15 protein-coding genes are annotated in these 15,834 nt (G+C 73.6%); 8 read left to right on the plus strand and 7 right to left on the minus strand.

What is annotated here, in order from left to right; genetic code table 11:
* Nucleotides 1–419 (plus strand): hypothetical protein (locus EV374_RS32395; protein ID WP_165947704.1); only part of this gene is annotated, 419 nt, incomplete at its 5' end.
* A 152-nt stretch (nt 420–571) separates the two neighbouring features.
* Complete coding sequence (locus EV374_RS02760) at nt 572–2,224, plus strand: alpha-amylase family protein (RefSeq protein WP_132231158.1); 1,653 nt, start codon at nt 572–574, stop codon at nt 2,222–2,224.
* 49 nt (nt 2,225–2,273) lie between these two features.
* On the opposite strand, the gene EV374_RS02765 is transcribed toward EV374_RS02760, so the two are convergent.
* Complete coding sequence (locus tag EV374_RS02765; protein ID WP_132231159.1) at nt 2,274–3,857, minus strand: DUF4139 domain-containing protein; 1,584 nt, start codon at nt 3,855–3,857, stop codon at nt 2,274–2,276.
* 112 nt (nt 3,858–3,969) lie between these two features.
* On the opposite strand from EV374_RS02765, the gene fabG reads away from it, so the two are divergent.
* A complete protein-coding gene (fabG, locus tag EV374_RS02770; RefSeq protein WP_132231160.1) occupies nt 3,970–4,728 on the plus strand; it encodes a 3-oxoacyl-ACP reductase FabG in 759 nt (252 codons plus the stop codon).
* 80 nt (nt 4,729–4,808) lie between these two features.
* On the opposite strand, the gene EV374_RS02775 is transcribed toward fabG, so the two are convergent.
* Nucleotides 4,809–5,231: a hypothetical protein gene (locus tag EV374_RS02775; protein ID WP_132231161.1), complete on the minus strand. Its 423-nt coding sequence runs from the start codon at nt 5,229–5,231 to the stop codon at nt 4,809–4,811.
* Nucleotides 5,224–5,619: a hypothetical protein gene (locus tag EV374_RS02780; protein WP_132231162.1), complete on the minus strand. Its 396-nt coding sequence runs from the start codon at nt 5,617–5,619 to the stop codon at nt 5,224–5,226. The genes EV374_RS02775 and EV374_RS02780 overlap by 8 nt, the downstream gene beginning before the upstream one ends.
* Before the next feature lie 303 nt (nt 5,620–5,922).
* On the opposite strand from EV374_RS02780, the gene EV374_RS02785 reads away from it, so the two are divergent.
* From EV374_RS02785 to EV374_RS02795, 3 genes are all read left to right on the plus strand, one after another.
* A complete protein-coding gene (locus EV374_RS02785) occupies nt 5,923–7,332 on the plus strand; it encodes a glycosyltransferase family 2 protein (RefSeq protein ID WP_132231163.1) in 1,410 nt (469 codons plus the stop codon).
* 90 nt (nt 7,333–7,422) lie between these two features.
* Entirely contained in the window at nt 7,423–8,649 is a 1,227-nt protein-coding gene (locus EV374_RS02790) for a glycosyltransferase (protein WP_132231164.1), read from the plus strand.
* 257 nt (nt 8,650–8,906) lie between these two features.
* Complete coding sequence (locus tag EV374_RS02795) at nt 8,907–9,812, plus strand: Gfo/Idh/MocA family protein (RefSeq protein ID WP_207913850.1); 906 nt, start codon at nt 8,907–8,909, stop codon at nt 9,810–9,812.
* Between the two features lie 2 nt (nt 9,813–9,814).
* Here EV374_RS02795 and EV374_RS02800 read toward each other — a convergent pair whose 3' ends face one another.
* Entirely contained in the window at nt 9,815–10,006 is a 192-nt protein-coding gene (locus tag EV374_RS02800) for a DUF2795 domain-containing protein (protein ID WP_132231166.1), read from the minus strand.
* Between the two features lie 90 nt (nt 10,007–10,096).
* Here EV374_RS02800 and EV374_RS02805 point away from each other — a divergent pair, with 90 nt between their 5' ends.
* The gene (locus EV374_RS02805) at nt 10,097–11,353 is read left to right on the plus strand and encodes an erythromycin esterase family protein (protein ID WP_132231167.1); all 1,257 of its coding nucleotides are present in this window, start codon (nt 10,097–10,099) and stop codon (nt 11,351–11,353) included.
* A gap of 156 nt (nt 11,354–11,509) precedes the next feature.
* On the opposite strand, the gene EV374_RS02810 is transcribed toward EV374_RS02805, so the two are convergent.
* The 3 genes from EV374_RS02810 to EV374_RS02820 all read right to left on the minus strand — a co-directional run bounded on the left by EV374_RS02810 (nt 11,510) and on the right by EV374_RS02820 (nt 14,852).
* Entirely contained in the window at nt 11,510–13,717 is a 2,208-nt protein-coding gene (locus EV374_RS02810) for an MMPL family transporter (protein ID WP_132231168.1), read from the minus strand.
* A gap of 38 nt (nt 13,718–13,755) precedes the next feature.
* On the minus strand, nt 13,756–14,301 hold the full coding sequence (locus EV374_RS02815; RefSeq protein WP_132231169.1) for a TetR/AcrR family transcriptional regulator: 546 nt from the start codon (nt 14,299–14,301) through the stop codon (nt 13,756–13,758).
* A gap of 98 nt (nt 14,302–14,399) precedes the next feature.
* Nucleotides 14,400–14,852: a winged helix-turn-helix transcriptional regulator gene (locus EV374_RS02820; protein ID WP_486485538.1), complete on the minus strand. Its 453-nt coding sequence runs from the start codon at nt 14,850–14,852 to the stop codon at nt 14,400–14,402.
* A 154-nt stretch (nt 14,853–15,006) separates the two neighbouring features.
* On the opposite strand from EV374_RS02820, the gene EV374_RS02825 reads away from it, so the two are divergent.
* Nucleotides 15,007–15,804: an isocitrate lyase/PEP mutase family protein gene (locus EV374_RS02825; RefSeq protein ID WP_132231171.1), complete on the plus strand. Its 798-nt coding sequence runs from the start codon at nt 15,007–15,009 to the stop codon at nt 15,802–15,804.
* Nucleotides 15,805–15,834: the final 30 nt, after the last annotated feature.

The following is a 15,834-nucleotide window of genomic DNA, read 5'->3' on the forward strand; positions in this document are numbered from 1 at the left end:
TCTATGTCAAGGAGGGTGTCTACGGGCAGTGGTTGACGCTGGCCGGGGGCGGGCAGGTGCGGGACATCGCGGTCAGTGGTGACCGGTTCGCGTTCGTCAATTCGGCGGGGGTGTTGTACGCGAAGGACGGCCTGTACTCGTCGTGGCAGGCGGTGAACTCGGGTGGGGCGACGAAGGTCGTGCTCTCCGGAAACCGGATCGGCTGGGTGCAGGGCGGCAACTTCTACGCCAAGGACGGCATCAACGGCGGGTGGCTCACCCTGGCCGAGGGTGGGCAGGTCAGCGACGTCGCGGTCGGCGGCGACGACTGGTTCGCGTTCGTCGGCGGCGGGAACTTCTTCGCCAAGCAGGGCATCTACGCCGGGTGGCTGACGATGGCCGGCGGCGGGCAGGTCGGCGACGTCGACATCGCCACCTGACGGGCCGCGCCCGCCGAACGGGCGGTGCGGGCGAGGTCGTGCCCGCACCGCCCGGCCGTCGCGCTGCCGGCCCTCCTGCCGGGCCACCGGGGAACGCGGAGCGCCGGGCCCCGGTGTTTGCGGGCGGCCGGGATCGGAGACATTAGCCCGGTATGGCTGACAGGTGGTACTCGGAGGCGGTCGTCTACTGCCTCGACATCGACACGTACGCGGACTCCGACGGCGACGGGGTCGGCGACATCCGGGGGCTCATCGGCCGGCTGGACTACCTCGCCCGGCTGGGCGTGACCTGCCTCTGGCTGCACCCCATCCACCCGTCGCCCAACCGGGACGACGGGTACGACGCGACCGACTTCTACAACATCGACCCGCGCTTCGGCACCCTCGGCGACTTTGCGGAACTGCTGCACCAGGCGCAGAACCGCGGCATCCGGGTGATCATCGACCTGGTCGTGAACCACACGTCGAACGAGCACCCGTGGTTCCAGTCCGCCCGCTCCTCGCCGGACTCGCCGTACCGCGACTGGTACGTCTGGGCCGACCACGAGCCGAGCGACCGGCACCAGGGCATGGTCTTCCCCGGCGAGCAGCACGAGACGTGGACCTACGACCGGACCGCCAAGGCCTGGTACTACCACCGGTTCTACAAGTTCCAGCCGGACCTGAACTTCACGAACCCCGCCGTCCGCGAGGAGATCAAGAAGATCGTCTCGTTCTGGCTCCAGCTCGGCGTCTCCGGCTTCCGGATGGACGCGGTGCCGTTCATCATCGAGCTGACCGAGGCGGGCAACCCGAACTCGCCGAAGGACTTCGAGTTCCTCACCGAGCTGCGCCAGCACGTGCAGTGGCGCCGGGGCGACGCCGTCCTGCTCGCCGAGGCCAACGTCGAGCCCGACCAGCTGCCGACCTTCTTCGCCGACAGCGGCGGCTCGGGCAACCGGCTGCACATGCTCTTCGACTTCATGCTCAACGGGCGCCTGATGCTGGCCCTGGCGCGGCAGGACCCGGAGCCGATCATCGAGGCGCTGCGGGACACCCCGGCGCTGCCCGAGGGCGGGCAGTGGGCCACCTTCCTGCGCAACCACGACGAGATCGACCTCTCCCGGCTCACCGCCGAGCAGCGCAACCAGGTGTACGAGCAGTTCGGTCCCGACGAGAACATGCGCATCTACGACCGGGGCATCCGCCGCCGGCTCGCCCCGATGCTCGGCAACGACCGCCGCCGCATCGAGCTGGCGTACGCGTTGCAGTTCTCGCTGCGCGGCACGCCGGTGCTGCGCTACGGCGAGGAGATCGGCATGGGGGAGGACCTGTCGCTGCCCGGCCGGGAGGCGATCCGCACCCCGATGCAGTGGTCGTACCAGCCGAACGCCGGCTTCTCCACGGCCGACCCGGAGAAGCTGATCCGCCCGGTGATCGACAAGGGCGAGTTCTCGTACGAGAAGGTCAACGTGACCGCCCAGCGCAGCGACCAGAAGTCGCTGCTCGCCTGGTTCGAGCGGATGATCCGTACGCTGCGCGAGGCCCCCGAGGTGGGCTCGGGCTCGACCACCCACATCGACGTGGCGATGCCACCCGGCGTGCTGGCGCACCGGGCCGACGGGCGGACCGGCACGATGCTCTTCGTGCACAACCTCGGCACCACCGACGCCGAGGTGGACCTCAGCATGCTGGAGCCCGAGGCGGACCTGCCCATCGACGTCCTCGCCGACCGCAACTACGGCGACGTCGGCAAGCTCGACCGGCTCAAGGTGGCCGGCTACGGCTACCGGTGGATCCGCCTCTGCCGGGGCCGCGGCTTCTGACCCGGCCACCACGTCGACGGCCGTCCGCCCCACCCCGGCGGACGGCCGGTCACTCCCGCCAGCCGGCCAGCTCGACCCCCTTGGCGATCTCGACCCGGAAACCCATGGCGATCTCGCCGCTCTCGCCCGGCCCGAGCCGGAGCCGCCAGGTCAGCTCGCCCAGCTCGGTGCGCTCGGCCGGCGGCGGGACGAGGGTGGACTCCCGCACGACCACCGCCTCGTCCCGGGACACCGGCAGCTGGTCGCGCACCTCCACGCTCGCCGGGCGGGGCGTGTGGTTGGCCACGCTGATCCGGTACTCCACGTCCCGCCGCCGGGTCGAGCCGAGCGTGGCCCGGGTGTCGGCGCGCCGGCCCAGCTTCCGCTCCACCCGTACCCGGTCGTCGACGCCGAGCGCCAGCTCGGTCTCCTCACCGGGCGCCCACACCGGCAGCCGGGTGGCCGCGACGAAGTCGGCGCCGTGGAAGACCGCCGCCGGGCCGGGGAGCAGCGTGTGCTCCGAGGTGTTGCGGACCGTCGCGCGCAGGTGCGCCTCGGTGGCGCGGACCGGCACGGTCACGTGGTCCAGCCGGGCCGGCAGCTCCAGCACGGCGATCGTGGCCCGGTGGGCGCTGCCGTCCGCCGGTACCGCGACCGGGCGGGCCGGCCGGTAGGTGGCCGCCGTGACCCCCTGCTCGACGGTGGCCACGCTCTCGCGCATCTCGGGGCGCGGCGCGCCGGACCGGGCCACGGCCCCGGCGGGCGGACCGTCGGGCGCCGCGGGGGCCGGCATCGCGCCGAAGCTGGCCGCCCTCGGCATCGGCGGCGGCACCGGCCGGAGCCGGTCGAGATACCAGGGCGTCAGTTCGGGTACGCGGGTCGCCGCCGCCGGCCGGGCCGTCGAGAGTTCGAGTACGCACTCCGGCCAGTCCTCGCCGGTGTCCTGGCTGACCAGCCCGAACCAGGTGACGGTCATGGTGTCGTCGACCAGCCGCAGGTCGTAGGAGGGCTGCCAGCGGGCCCCGTCGACCAGGTAGCTCAGCTCCAGGTCCAGCTCGTCGTCGTCGGCGTCCACCGACACGGTCACCTCGGCGACCAGCTGGTCCGGTCTCCGCTTGCCGCGCGTGGCGTCCAGTTGCCGCTCGACGGCCGCCAGCTCCTCGGTCAGGTCGGTACGCTGCCGGGCCAGCGCGCGACGGCGGCGCTGGGAGTCCGCGAGCTGACCGGCGACCGAGTCGGCGAAGGTGGCCACGTCGGCCGGGGCGGCGTCACCGGAGGCCAGCGCGCGGGCATACGTGCCGCCGGCCCGGTCGGCCAGCCGGGTGAGGAACTGCCCCCGCTGCGCCTCGACCTCGCACGCGTCGTCGACCTCGGCCAGCGCGTCGGCAAGTTCCCGGCTCCGCTGCTCCAGCTCACGGACCTGCCCGTCGGTGCTGCGCGGCTGCCGCCACGTCGTGACGTCCACGCCGAGCACGGTGGCGGCGCCCCGCCCGCCGACCCGCAGCGAGTCCCGCCGCAGGCCCATCGGCAACGGCGCGACGCGTACGCGGTGCTCACCTGCGGCCAACCGGGTGCTGCCCCGGCGCGTGACCCGGGCGCGGTCCGGATAGACGGTGACCCCGACGACGGGTGCTTCGATCTCCACTGCCTCCACGGCGGCGAGAGTAGCCGGGCGATGCTCGTGACCGACGTCCCGCGCCGGGCCGGCGTCGGCGTACGGCTGGGTTAAGCTCCTTCGATCGAGCGTAAGTTACCGGGAGGTAGGCATGTCGGAGGAGCAGCGGGTCGCCATCGTCACGGGCGCGGCGCGGGGGATCGGGGCGACCACCGCCCGGCGGCTGGCGGCCGACGGCCTCGCGGTCGCCGTGGTCGACATCGAGGAGTCGGCGACGAAGGAGACCGTGGACGCGATCGTGGCGGCCGGCGGCCGGGCGCTCGGCGTCGGCGCGGACGTGTCCGACCGGGCCCAGGTCGAGGCGGCCGTGGCGCGGGTCGCCGCCGAGCTGGGCGCCCCGACGGTGCTGGTCAACAACGCCGGCGTGCTCCGCGACAACCTGCTGTTCAAGATGACCGACGCCGACTGGGACACGGTCATGGGCGTGCACCTGCGCGGCGCGTTCCTGTTCAGCCAGGCCGCCCAGAAGCACATGGTCGAGGCGAAGTGGGGCCGGATCGTCAACCTCTCCAGCACCTCGGCGCTGGGCAACCGGGGCCAGGCGAACTACGCCGCCGCGAAGGCCGGCCTCCAGGGCTTCACCAAGACCCTCGCCATCGAGCTGGGCCCGTTCGGGGTGACCGTCAACGCGGTCGCGCCCGGCTTCATCGTCACCGACATGACCGCCGCCACCGCCGCCCGGATGAAGGTCGACTTCGAGGCGCTCCAGAAGCACGCCGAGTCGGAGATCGCGGTACGCCGGGTCGGCCGCCCCGAGGACGTCGCGCACAGCATCTCGTTCCTGGCCAGCGAGGGCGCCTCCTTCGTCTCCGGCCAGGTGATCTACGTGGCCGGCGGCCCCAAGGACTGAGGTGTGAGGAAGGGCCCCTTCCTGACGCAATGCGTTAGGAAGGGGCCCTTTCCTTACACCTTGGGCGGCGCCCGCCGGGGTCAGGCCGCCGGGGCGGGGCGGGTGCGCCAGAGCCAGAGCAGGCCGAGCACCGGCAGGACCAGCGGGATGTAGCCGTACCCGCTGCCGAACTGCGACCAGACCGTCTCGTCGGGGAAGAGCTCCGGGTCGGCGAGACTGAGGGCCCCGACGCCGAGCACCCCGACCAGCTCCACGGCGCAGCACGCGAGGGCGACGCGCCGGCCGGCGGCGCCGGCGCGGGCCAGCCCCACCGCCGCGACGATGTAGATGGCCGCGGCGAGCGCCGAGAGCAGGTACGCCACGGGCGCCTCGTCGAACTTCGTGGCGATCTGGAGGCCCGCGCGGCTCGTCGCGGCGATCGCGAAGAGCAGGTAGACCGCGATCAGCAGCCGCCCCGGGCCGGCGTTGGTCCGCGTCGCCTCCGGGGCACGTACGTCAGCCACCCAGCACCTCCCAGGTCTGCTGGAGCCGTACGACGACCACCGGCGTGACCAGGCAGACCGCGCAGACGATCGCCGAGCCCCAGCGCGTCGGCTCCATCCGGGCCAGCACCCAGGCCAGCGGCGGCAGGCAGACCACCGTGGCGACGTACCCGAAGAAGGCTCCCGGCTCGCCCGGTCGCTCGCCGCCGCCGATGGCGACCAGCGCCACCGCCGCGAGCGCGAGCAGCGCCACCTCCAGCACGGCCAGGCCGGCGAACTGCACCCGGTCCGGTGCGCGGTGCCGCAGCGTGGCGACCAGCGCCCACGCAGCGACGAGGAGCGACAGCACGATCGAGGCGGTCGCGAGGAGCCCGTCCACCGGCGAACCCGCCGACGCCGCGCTGGTCATCGGGGTCGTCCGGGGTGTGTCTCGGTCACCGGCACAGCCTACTAACCCGCGTAGTACACCCCGTCACCCGCCGCCTCCTGTCAGGGGTCCGCCGGCGGTCCGTCCCGGCTCCCGGTGGTCCGACGGCGTCGGGCCGGTGGGCGTGGGAGCGTGTTCCGCCGAGGCGGCAACGAATGTCGCCAGAGGACAGTGGGGTACCCCTATTGACCCCTACTCGCGGGTAAGCGGAATGTCGCGGACCGTTATTCTCGGGCCATCGTCGCCACACTCGGACGGCACGTTCGTCTGACGGAGAGGATCGCCATGTCGCTGCCCACCATCCCCCCGGCGCTGAGCGTGGTGATGCCGACCTACCAGGATCCGCAGTGCCTCGCGCTGACCCTGCGGGCGCTGACCCGGCAGACGCTGCCGCCGGAGCGCTTCGAAGTGATCGTGGTCCGGGACGGTGGATCGTCCGACGGGTACGCCGAGGCCCTCGCCGAAGGCGCCGGCCTCCGCCTGCGCGTGGTGGAACTCCCCCGGCGCAAGGGCCGCTCCACCGCCCGCAACGAGGGGGCGCGGGCTGCCACCGCACCCCTGCTCGTCTTCCTCGACGCCGACTCGTGGGCCGTGCCCGACCTGTTGGAGAGGCACCTGGCGTGGCACGACACGCCCGGCAACGCGGCGGTGCTGATCGGCCGGCGGGACGAGATCGGCCTCGCGGACCTCCCGGCCGTGCTGGCCGGCGAGTCGGACACGATCGCGCGTGCCTTCCCGCACGGTGGCGACCTGCGGTTCGCGACGGGACTCCCGGACGACGGCGGCGACTGGCTGCGGGCCGGCTGGGTGATCGCCTACACGCACAACATCTCGCTCTCCACCGCGCTCTTCACGAAGGTCGGTGGCTACCGCGAGGCGTTCGGTCTCAGCTACGGCGTGGAGGACGTCGAGCTGTTCTACCGCGTGGACCGGAGCCTGCCGGACGGCGTCAACTTCGGCTACGACGACGAGGCCCGGGTCGTCCACCTGCCGCACCACAAGAACATCACCCGCAACTGGATGGAGATGAAGGCCAACTTCCAGCAGGCGGCCAGGTTGTACCCCTGCCTCGAATGGGAGTTTCTCACCGCGGTCATGGGGTACGAGGCGATCCGGCGGATCCTGTACTACCGGTCGCTCGTCGACGAGTGCGTCGAGCACTCGGCCTGCGCCATCGGACCCGCCGTCGCGCGCCTCGCCGGCAAGTTGCGGGGACCCAAGGCGCTCTGGATCGGCACCGGCCGCGCCGAGGCGAGGCTGCCCGCCTCGGCCCTCACCTACGACTACTCCGCTCCCGTCGGGCCGGCCAACTTCCACCTGCTCGGCGTGGCCCCACCCATGCCGGCGGGCAGCATGGACGCGGTGGTCAGCGTCGACTTCTGGCGGTACCTGCTGTGGCCGGAGCTCTGCCAGTTCATCTCCGCCTCGGTGCAGCTGGCCGGCGAGGTCCACCTGGTCGCCACCGCCGACGCGACACCGGGGATGTGCGCCGCCGACCCGCAGACGCTGGACTACCTGCGCCAGGCACAGGCCGCCGAGTACGTGGCCGAGCTGCGCGCGGTCGAGGGGCTCGGTGACGTGTTGACGCTACGGGCCCGCCAGCCCGTGGCCGGCGTCACGCGCCGGGTGCCCGGCCAGGTTCCCGCCCGGGCACGACCCACGGCACAGGCGCCGGGGCGTCCCCCGGCGAGGTAGCAGATCGACGGTGCGGCCGGGCCCGACGTGCGGGCCCCGGCTCGCTGCACCGTGCCCGGATCCGTCGCTACAGCCGGAAAGGCGAGCATCTTGCGCGTACTGTTGTCGACCCTCGGGTCGCGTGGCGACGTCCAACCACTGGTGGCGCTGGCATCGCGGTTGACAGCTCTCGGTCTGCAGGTTCGCCTCTGCGCCCCACCGGACTTCGCCCGGTGGGTGGCCACCTTCAAGATCCCCTTCGTGCCCGTCGGTCCGCCCTGGCGCAGGTCGGCGGCGCCCAGGCCGCGGGCCGCCGTACCCCGCCCGTCGCCGGCGCAGGTGCGTCAGCTGGCGGAGTCCTCCATCGGCATCCAGTTCGAGGTGTTGTCGGCGGCGGCCCGGGACTGCGACGCCGTCGTCGCGTCGACCGGCCTCCAGATCGCCGCCCGCACCGTGGCGGAGAAGCGGGGCATACCGTACGTCTTCACGGCATTCTGCCCGGCGGCCCTTCCCTCGCCGCACCACGCTCCGCTGCCGCTGCCCGCCCTCGGGGAGGTGCCCGCGCCCGCGTCGGCCGACAACGGCGAGCTGTGGGCCGCCAACCAGCGGCACGTCAACGACACCTTCGGCGCGCCGCTCAACGCGCTCCGGGCGACGATCGGACTGGGTCCGGTCGAGGACGTCAGCGCCCACATCCACACCGACCAACCGTGGCTGGCGGTCGACCGGACGCTGGCGCCCTGGCCGGACGCCGCCGACCGGACCGTCTACCAACCGGGCGCCTGGCTCCTGCCGGACGAGCGGGCGCTGCCGCCCGAGTTGGCGACCTTCCTGGACGCGAGCGACGAGCCGTGCGTCTACGTGGGATTCGGCAGTGTCGCCGCACCCCCCGGCCTGCTGGAGACGGCCGTCAAGGCGGTGCGCGCGGTCGGCTGCCGACTGGTCGTCTCCCGGGGCTGGGCGCCCCTCTCGCTGGCCGTCCGGGCGCCCGACTGCCTGGTCGTCGGCGAGGTGAACCAGCAGGAGCTGTTCAAGCGGGTGGCCGCGGTGGTCCACCACGGCGGCTCGGGCACCACGACCACGGCCGCGCGGGCCGGGACGCCGCAGGTCGTCATCCCGCAGGTCTACGACCAGCACTACTTCGCGCGACGCGTGTCCGCACTCGGCATCGGCGGCGCGCACTCCGGCGCGGTACCGACCGTCGAGTCGCTGACCGCGGCTCTCAGCGCCGCACTGCGGCCCGAGGTGGCCGCCCGCGCCCGGGCGTTCGCCGCCGCCATCAGCACCGACGGAGCCCAGCTCGCCGCGGAACGGTTGACCACCACCCTGCGGAGCTGAGGCACGCGACCTTCAGGATCGCCGTCCGGACAGGAGGAGACCCGACGCGACGGCATGTCACCGGCGGATGGTCCGCGACGACCCAGCGGCGGGGGTGGGCACGTGCCGGCCGGGCGGCACGGGGAAGGGAGCGGCGCGCGGCCGAATCAGCCGCCACCTGACCACCGCGCGGGCGCGCCGACGACATCAGGCACAGGGTCCGGTGTGGCGTATGGCCACGGGTACCGTGGTGTGACGCGACGACGGTGGAGGTGCTCGTGGTGCGGTTCGGGTTGTTCGGCACCGGTCACTGGGCGGCCGAGACGCACGCCGCCGCGCTGCACGCGCACCCGGGGGTCGCGTTCGCGGGCGTGTGGGGCCGGGACCCGCGCAAGGCCGCGGCCCTGGCCGAGCGCTACGGAGTGCCGGCGTTCGACGACGTCGACGCGCTCATCGACGCCTGCGACGCGGTCGCCGTGGCTCTCCCGCCGGACGTCCAGGCCGGCATCGCGGTCCGCGCGGCCACCGCCGGCCGGCACCTGCTGCTGGACAAGCCGCTCGCGTTGAGCGTCGCCGAGGCCGACCGGGTGGTCGACGCCGCACAGGCGGCGGGCGTCGCCTCGGTGGTCTTCTTCACCGGCCGCTACCGGCCGGACATCGCCGCCTTTCTCGCCTCGACGGCCGCCGTCGGCGGGTGGCACACCGCCAAGGCGATCCGGTTCGCCTCCATCTTCCGGCCCGGCAGCCCCTACGGGGCCTCGCCCTGGCGCCGGGAGCACGGCGCGCTGTGGGACATCGGCCCGCACGCGCTGTCGCTCGTCCTGCCGGTGCTCGGCCGGGTCACCCGCGTCGCCGCGATGGACGGGCCGCGTGGGCTCGTCCACCTGCTCCTCACCCACGACGGGGGCGCGACCAGCACGGTGTCGCTGACCCTGGACGCCCCGCAGGAGGCGGTGAGCCAGGAGTTCGTCTTCTACGGCGAGCACGGCGTCGAGACCGTGCCGGCCGGCGAGGGCGACGCGGCGACCGCCCTCGGGGTGGCGATCGACCAGTTGCTGGAGGAGATCGGCTCGGGCACCCGGGACCACCGCTGCGACGTGCGCTTCGGCCGCGAGGTCGTGGCCGTGCTCGCCGCCGCCGAGACCGCCCGCGCCGAGGGCCGCACCGTCGACCTGCCGGGCTGAGCTCAGGCCAGCGTGTTCAGGGCCTCGCTCAGCTCGGCGGGGGAGTCGAACTCCTCCGCCGGCAGGGCCCGGAGCGTCTGGAGCATCGCCGTGCTGACCCCGTTCTCCTGGCCCCAGCGGACCAGGTCCTCCCGGGAGACCGGGTAGTCGAGCCCGGCCAGGTACTCCTGCAACTGCACGCCGGTGACGGTCATGTCGGCGGCCTACCCGCTCAGCCCGCCGGCACACGCCCGCCGATCGACGTTCGGCGGTTTGCCCCGGCGGCGCGCCGGGTAGCCGCCGGCATGCTGGTTCAGCGGCTCGGCGCGCCGAGCGACTTCGACCCGTTGCTGGAGCGCGTCCGGGACGCCCGGATCGTGATGATCGGCGAGGCGACGCACGGCAACTACGACTACTACCGTCTGCGCGAACAGCTCACCCGCCGGCTGATCGCCGAGTGCGGGTTCTCCTTCGTGGCCGTGGAGGGGGACTGGCCCGACTGCGACCGGGTGCACCGCTCGGTGACCGCCGCCCCGGGCGGGGCCGCCGACCCGCGCGTCGCGCTGGAGCGCTTCGAGCGCTGGCCGACCTGGATGTGGGCGAACGCCGAGGTGGCCCGCTTCTGCTCCTGGCTGCGGGCGTGGAACGTGGAGCGGCCCCAGGACGCCCGGGCCGGCTTCCACGGCCTGGACGTCTACAGCCTGTGGGAGTCCATGCAGGCGATCTTCGACTACCTCGGCGAGGAGGACCCGGGATCGCTGGAGGCGGCACAGGACGCGTACCGCTGCTTCGAGCCGTACGGCAAGCGGGTCGAGGAGTACGGCATGGCGAGCCGGTTCGTCTCCGCCCGCTGCGAGGAGGAGGTCGTGCGACTGCTGGCGCGTACCCGCGAACAGGCCGTCGCGGACGGCCCGGACAGCTTCTCGGCCTGGCAGAACGCGGAGGTGGTGGCCGGCGCGGAGCGCTACTACCGGTCGATGGTGGGCGGCGGGCCGGAGTCGTGGAACATCCGGGACACGCACATGACGGACACCCTGGACCGGCTGCTGGAGCGCTACGGCCCGGGCGCGCGGGGCGTCGTCTGGGCGCACAACACGCACGTCGGCGACGCCCGGGCCACCGACATGGCCGCCGACGGGATGGTCAACATCGGCCAGTTGGCCCGCGAGCGGCACGGCGCCGACGAGGTGGTCCTGGTCGGCTTCGGCGGCTACCGGGGCACGGTGATCGCCGCGCCCCGCTGGGGTTCGCCGGCCGAGGCGATGGTGGTGCCGCCGGCCCGCCCCGGCTCGGTCGAGCACCGGCTGCACGAGCTGATGCCCGAGCGGGCCGTGCTGGTCTTCGGCGGCGACGACCAGCCCGGCTGGGTCACCGGAACCGCCGACCACCGGGCGATCGGGGTGGTCTACGACCCGTCCTTCGAGTCGTGGGGCAACTACGTGCCGACCCGCCTGGGGGAGCGCTACGACGCCCTGATCTGGTGCGACGAGACCACGGCCCTGCACCCCCTCCCGGCCCTCACCACCCCGGGCGAGATGGAGACCTACCCGGCCGGCGTCTGACCCGGGCCCACCCAGGTCCCGGCGATCATGCAGTCGTGGTGCCCGTTCCAACCGGGCTCGCCGGTTGTGCGGGGCACCACGACTGCATGATCGACTCAAGGTGGTGACGCAGCGCGATGCGCATCTGCACAACACGCGGGAGAGCGGTGGGGTGGGTCAGGGGTGGGCGGGGGACTTCTCGTCCAGGTGGGCGCGGAGGCCCTCGCCCTCGATGTCGACGTTGGGCAGGATCTTGTCCAGCCAGCGGGGGAGCCACCAGGCCCGCTTGCCGAGCAGCGACATCACGGCCGGCACGATGGTCATCCGGACCACGAACGCGTCGATGGCGACGCCGATGGCGAGCGCGAAGCCCATCGACTTGATGACCGGGTCGTCGAGGAAGACGAAGCCGCCGAACACCGAGATCATGATCAGCGCGGCGGCGGTCACCACCCGGGCACCGTGCCCCATCCCGTTGATGGTCGCCTGCTGCGCGGTGTCGCCGTGCACGAAGTCCTCCCGCATCCGGGAGACCAGGAAGACCTCGTAGTCCATCGCGAGGCCGAACAGGATGCCGATCAGCAGGATCGGCAGGAAACTGACCAGCGGGCCGGGCGTGTCCAGGCCGACCAGGTCGGCGAGGTGGCCCTGCTGGAACACCGCCACGGTGATGCCGAAGGTGGCGGCGACGGTGAGCAGGAAGCCCAGCGCGGCCTTGACCGGCACCAGCAGCGAGCGGAAGACCAGCATCAGCAGCAGCACCGACAGCCCCACCACCAGCAGCAGGTACACCGGCAGCGCGTCGGAGAGCTTCTCGGAGACGTCGATGCCGATCGCGGTCGCCCCGGTCAGCAGCACGTCGACGTCGGGGAACCCGCCCACCTCCGCGCGGACGTCGTTGACCAGGGTCTCGGTGGCCTCGTCGGTCGGGCCGGTCTTCGGCACCACCCCGAGCAGCGCGGTGCGGCCGTCCGGGCTGAGCTGCGGCGGGGCCACCGCGAGGACGTTCTCGGTGCGCTGGATCAGCGCGGTGACCTGCGGAATGGCGGCCGAGGTCGCCTGCGGGGTGTCACCGGCGACCACCACCGCGAGCCGGCCGGTGAAGCCGGGCCCGAAGCCCTCGGTGATCACGTCATTCGACTCCCGGGCGGCCGAGCCGACCGGCGCGGTGCCCGCGTCCGGCAGCGCCAGCCGCATGTCGGGCGCGGGCAGGGCGAGCAGCCCCAACCCGATCAGCCCGACCAGGATGACCGGCACCCGGAACCGGGTGACGAGGCGCGCCCAGCGGAACCCGAAGCCCGACCGGTCCTCGGCGGGCGGAGTGACCGCGTCGGCGGCGTCGCCCGCCCGGTCGTCCGCGGCCGGCGCCGTCGAGCGCAGCTTGCGGGGCAGCACCCGGCGGCCGGCGAAGCCGAGCAGGGCCGGCTGGAGAGTGATCGCAACCAGCACCGCGATGGTGACCGTGCCGGCGGCGGCCAGACCCATCACCGTCAGGAACGGGATGTTCACCACGGCCAGCCCGGCCAGCGCGATGACGACGGTGGCGCCGGCGAAGACCACGGCCGAGCCGGCCGTGCCGACCGCGCGGCCCACCGCCTCGTCCGGTGGCAGCCCCTCCATCAGGTTCTGCCGGTAGCGGGAGGTGATGAAGAGCGAGTAGTCGATGCCGACCGCGAGGCCGAGCATCAGGGCGAGGATCGGCGCGGTGCTGCTCAGGTCGACCACGCTGCTGATCGCGAACAGACCCGCCATGCCGACGCCCACGCCGATCAGCGCGTTGAGCATCGTCATCCCGGCCGCCACCAGCGAACCGAAGGTGACCACCAGGACGATCGCGGCGACCGCCACGCCGATGGCCTCAGTCGAGCCGACCTCCGGCACGCTGCTGAGCACCTCGCCGCCGGGCGCGACCTCCCAGCCCTGGGCCTCGGCCCGCTCGCCGACCTTCTCGTACGCGTCGCGCTGGGCGTCGGTCACCTCGTCGGCGCCGGTGGCGAACTGGACCTGGACCAGCGCGTACCGGCCGTCGGGGGAGACCGCTCCCACCTGGAACGGATCGACGGCGCCGACGACGCCGGGCAGCGTGGCGGCCTCCTGGGTGAGTTCCTTCACCACGGCCTGCCCCTGCGGGCTGGCGAGTGCGCCGTCGGCCGGCGCCTTGAGCGCGATCGTGCCGGTCGCGCCGCTCGCCGCCGGGAACTGCTCGGCGAGCAGGTCCAGGGCGCGCTGCGACTCGGTGCCGGGCATGGTGAAGTTGTCGGCTATCGGGCCGCGCAGGGTCGCGGCGGCGAGGCCGAGACCGACGAGTACGACGAGCCAGATCGCCGCGACGAGTCGCCGCCGGCGCATCGAGCCCCGGCCGAGCCGGTAGAGCAGGGTGGCCATGAGTTCCTTGTCCTCGGTCGTGGATGGTTGGGTGGGAATCAGTCGACGGGCTCCAGTGCCCGCCGGGCGAGCGCCAGCAGGGCGGCGCGCAGCTCCTCGTCGGGTACGTCGGCGAACTCCCCGCAGGTCTCGGAGATGCCGGCGAGCAGCACCAGCGCCACGATCCGGGCGGACGGGCGTTCCGGGTGCCCGGCGAGCGCGTCGACCAGTCGCTCGGACATCCGCTGGATGTGTGCGAAGGCGGGCTGCTTGAGCAGCTCCGGGAACTCGCCCCGGAGCAGGGCGATCTCGCGGCGGAAACGGACCGCGAGGTCGACGAAGCCCTCGGCGGCGACCCGTTGGGCGTCCGCGCCGCGATGCGCGCGGATCCGCTCGTCGAGCGCCTGGAGGACGTCGATCGCCGGGGCCATCAGCTCGGTGAGGATGGCCTCCTTGTTGGCGAAGTGGTAGAGCACCGCCGCCTTGGAGCAGCCCACCTCGCGGGCGATGTCCTGCAACGAGGTGCCCCGGTAGCCGGTCGTCGCGAAGCGTCGGGCCGCCGCCGCAAGGATCTCGTCGTGCGTCTCCGGAACCATCCGCGCCATGCCGGCCCACCTCCCCGACCAGCATGCCTGACCGATCGGTCAGACCCTGACCGATCGGTCAGATGAAGGGCGTGGCGTTCCCCACACGCGGCGGGGGTTTACCCCTGCGGGCCGGGCGGAAGGTCCCCGTCGTGCGCCCGGTCGTACCTGGCCCGGGCGTCGGCGATCGCGCTGCGGTGCCGTTCCGCCCAGTGGGTCAGGGCCACCAGCGACTCGTGGAGTTCCAGCGCGATCGGGGTGGCGGTGTACTCCACCTTCGGCGGGACGGTCGGGTGGACCTTCCGGTGCAGCAGCCCGTCGCGCTCCAGGTTGCGCAGGGTCAGGGTGAGCATCCGCCGGCTGATCCCCTCCACGCGGCGTTCCAGCTCCGTGAAGCGCACCGGGCCCTGGGAGGCGGCCACGAGGATGCCGATGCTCCACTTGCCGCCCACCCGGTCGAGCACCTCGCGGACCGTGCAGGCCGTGGCCTGGCCGGGGGCGGAGGACCCGTCGACCGCCCCGCACCCCTCGGACGCCCGCCCGCCGGTACCGTCGCTGTTTCCCTGCGGCACGCCCATGCCTCCTCACGCTCCGCCCTCATGGTCACAGAGGGTGTTCCCCGCCGACAAACCGCGTCGCCCGTGCGTCGTCGGCGGCGGAAGCGGCAAGGTCCGTCGACACGGAACGGGGCTGCGCCCCGGGCGCCGGTCCGCCGAGAATCGCCGTATGACCGACGACCTCGCCGTCCGGGCGGCGGCGCTGCGCACGCTGCACCGGCCCGGTGACCCGCTGATCCTGCCCAACGCCTGGGACGCCAGCTCCGCCCGCCAGGTCGCTGCCGCCGGCTTCCCGGCCGTGGCCACCAGCAGCAGCGCCGTCGCCGAGGCGCTCGGCCACGCCGACGGCGAGGCCACCCCGCCGGGGGAGATGTTCGCCGCCGTGGCCCGCCTCGCCCGCGCCGTCGCCGTCCCCGTCACCGCCGACCTGGAGCGGGGGTACGGGCTGCGCCCCGCCGAGCTGGTGGAGCGCCTGCTCGACGCCGGTGCGGTCGGGCTCAACCTGGAGGACTCCGACCCGCGTACCGGCCGGTCGGTCGACGCCGGTGCGCAGGCCGACCTGCTCGCCGAGGTCCGGGCGGCGGCCGACGCGGCCGGGGTGCCGGTGGTGCTCAACGCCCGCATCGACGTCTTCCTCGCCGGCGGCGGCGAGCCCGCGGCCCTGCTCCCGGAGGCGGTCCGGCGGGCCACCCGCTACCTCGCGGCCGGCGCGGACTGCGTCTACCCGATCCTGCTCGCCGACCCGGCGATCCTGTCCGAGCTGGTGGCGGCCGTGCCCGGGGCGGTGAACGCGCTCGCCCGCCCCGGCGCCCCCACGGTGCCGGAGCTGGCCGCGCTCGGGGTGGCCCGGGTCAGCTACGGCGGGGGCCTGTACGCCGCCGCCCGCGGGCACACGCAGCGGATGCTCGACGTCGTCCGGGCCGGCGGCGATCCGTTCGCGGCGGTTCGCCCCGCCGCGTCCGGTTGACCGTTGGCCCCCGGGCCGCGAAGGTGGTCG

The organism is Micromonospora sp. CNZ303 (genome assembly GCF_004345505.1).

Coding starts and splice junctions, on each gene's coding strand:
- EV374_RS02760 (WP_132231158.1), top strand. CDS start 572: ATGGCTGACAGGTGGTACTCGGAGGCGGTCGTCTACTGCCTCGACATC.
- fabG (WP_132231160.1), top strand. CDS start 3,970: ATGTCGGAGGAGCAGCGGGTCGCCATCGTCACGGGCGCGGCGCGGGGG.
- EV374_RS02780 (WP_132231162.1), bottom strand. CDS start 5,619: ATGACCAGCGCGGCGTCGGCGGGTTCGCCGGTGGACGGGCTCCTCGCG.
- EV374_RS02785 (WP_132231163.1), top strand. CDS start 5,923: ATGTCGCTGCCCACCATCCCCCCGGCGCTGAGCGTGGTGATGCCGACC.
- EV374_RS02800 (WP_132231166.1), bottom strand. CDS start 10,006: ATGACCGTCACCGGCGTGCAGTTGCAGGAGTACCTGGCCGGGCTCGAC.
- EV374_RS02805 (WP_132231167.1), top strand. CDS start 10,097: ATGCTGGTTCAGCGGCTCGGCGCGCCGAGCGACTTCGACCCGTTGCTG.
- EV374_RS02810 (WP_132231168.1), bottom strand. CDS start 13,717: ATGGCCACCCTGCTCTACCGGCTCGGCCGGGGCTCGATGCGCCGGCGG.
- EV374_RS02815 (WP_132231169.1), bottom strand. CDS start 14,301: ATGGCGCGGATGGTTCCGGAGACGCACGACGAGATCCTTGCGGCGGCG.
- EV374_RS02825 (WP_132231171.1), top strand. CDS start 15,007: ATGACCGACGACCTCGCCGTCCGGGCGGCGGCGCTGCGCACGCTGCAC.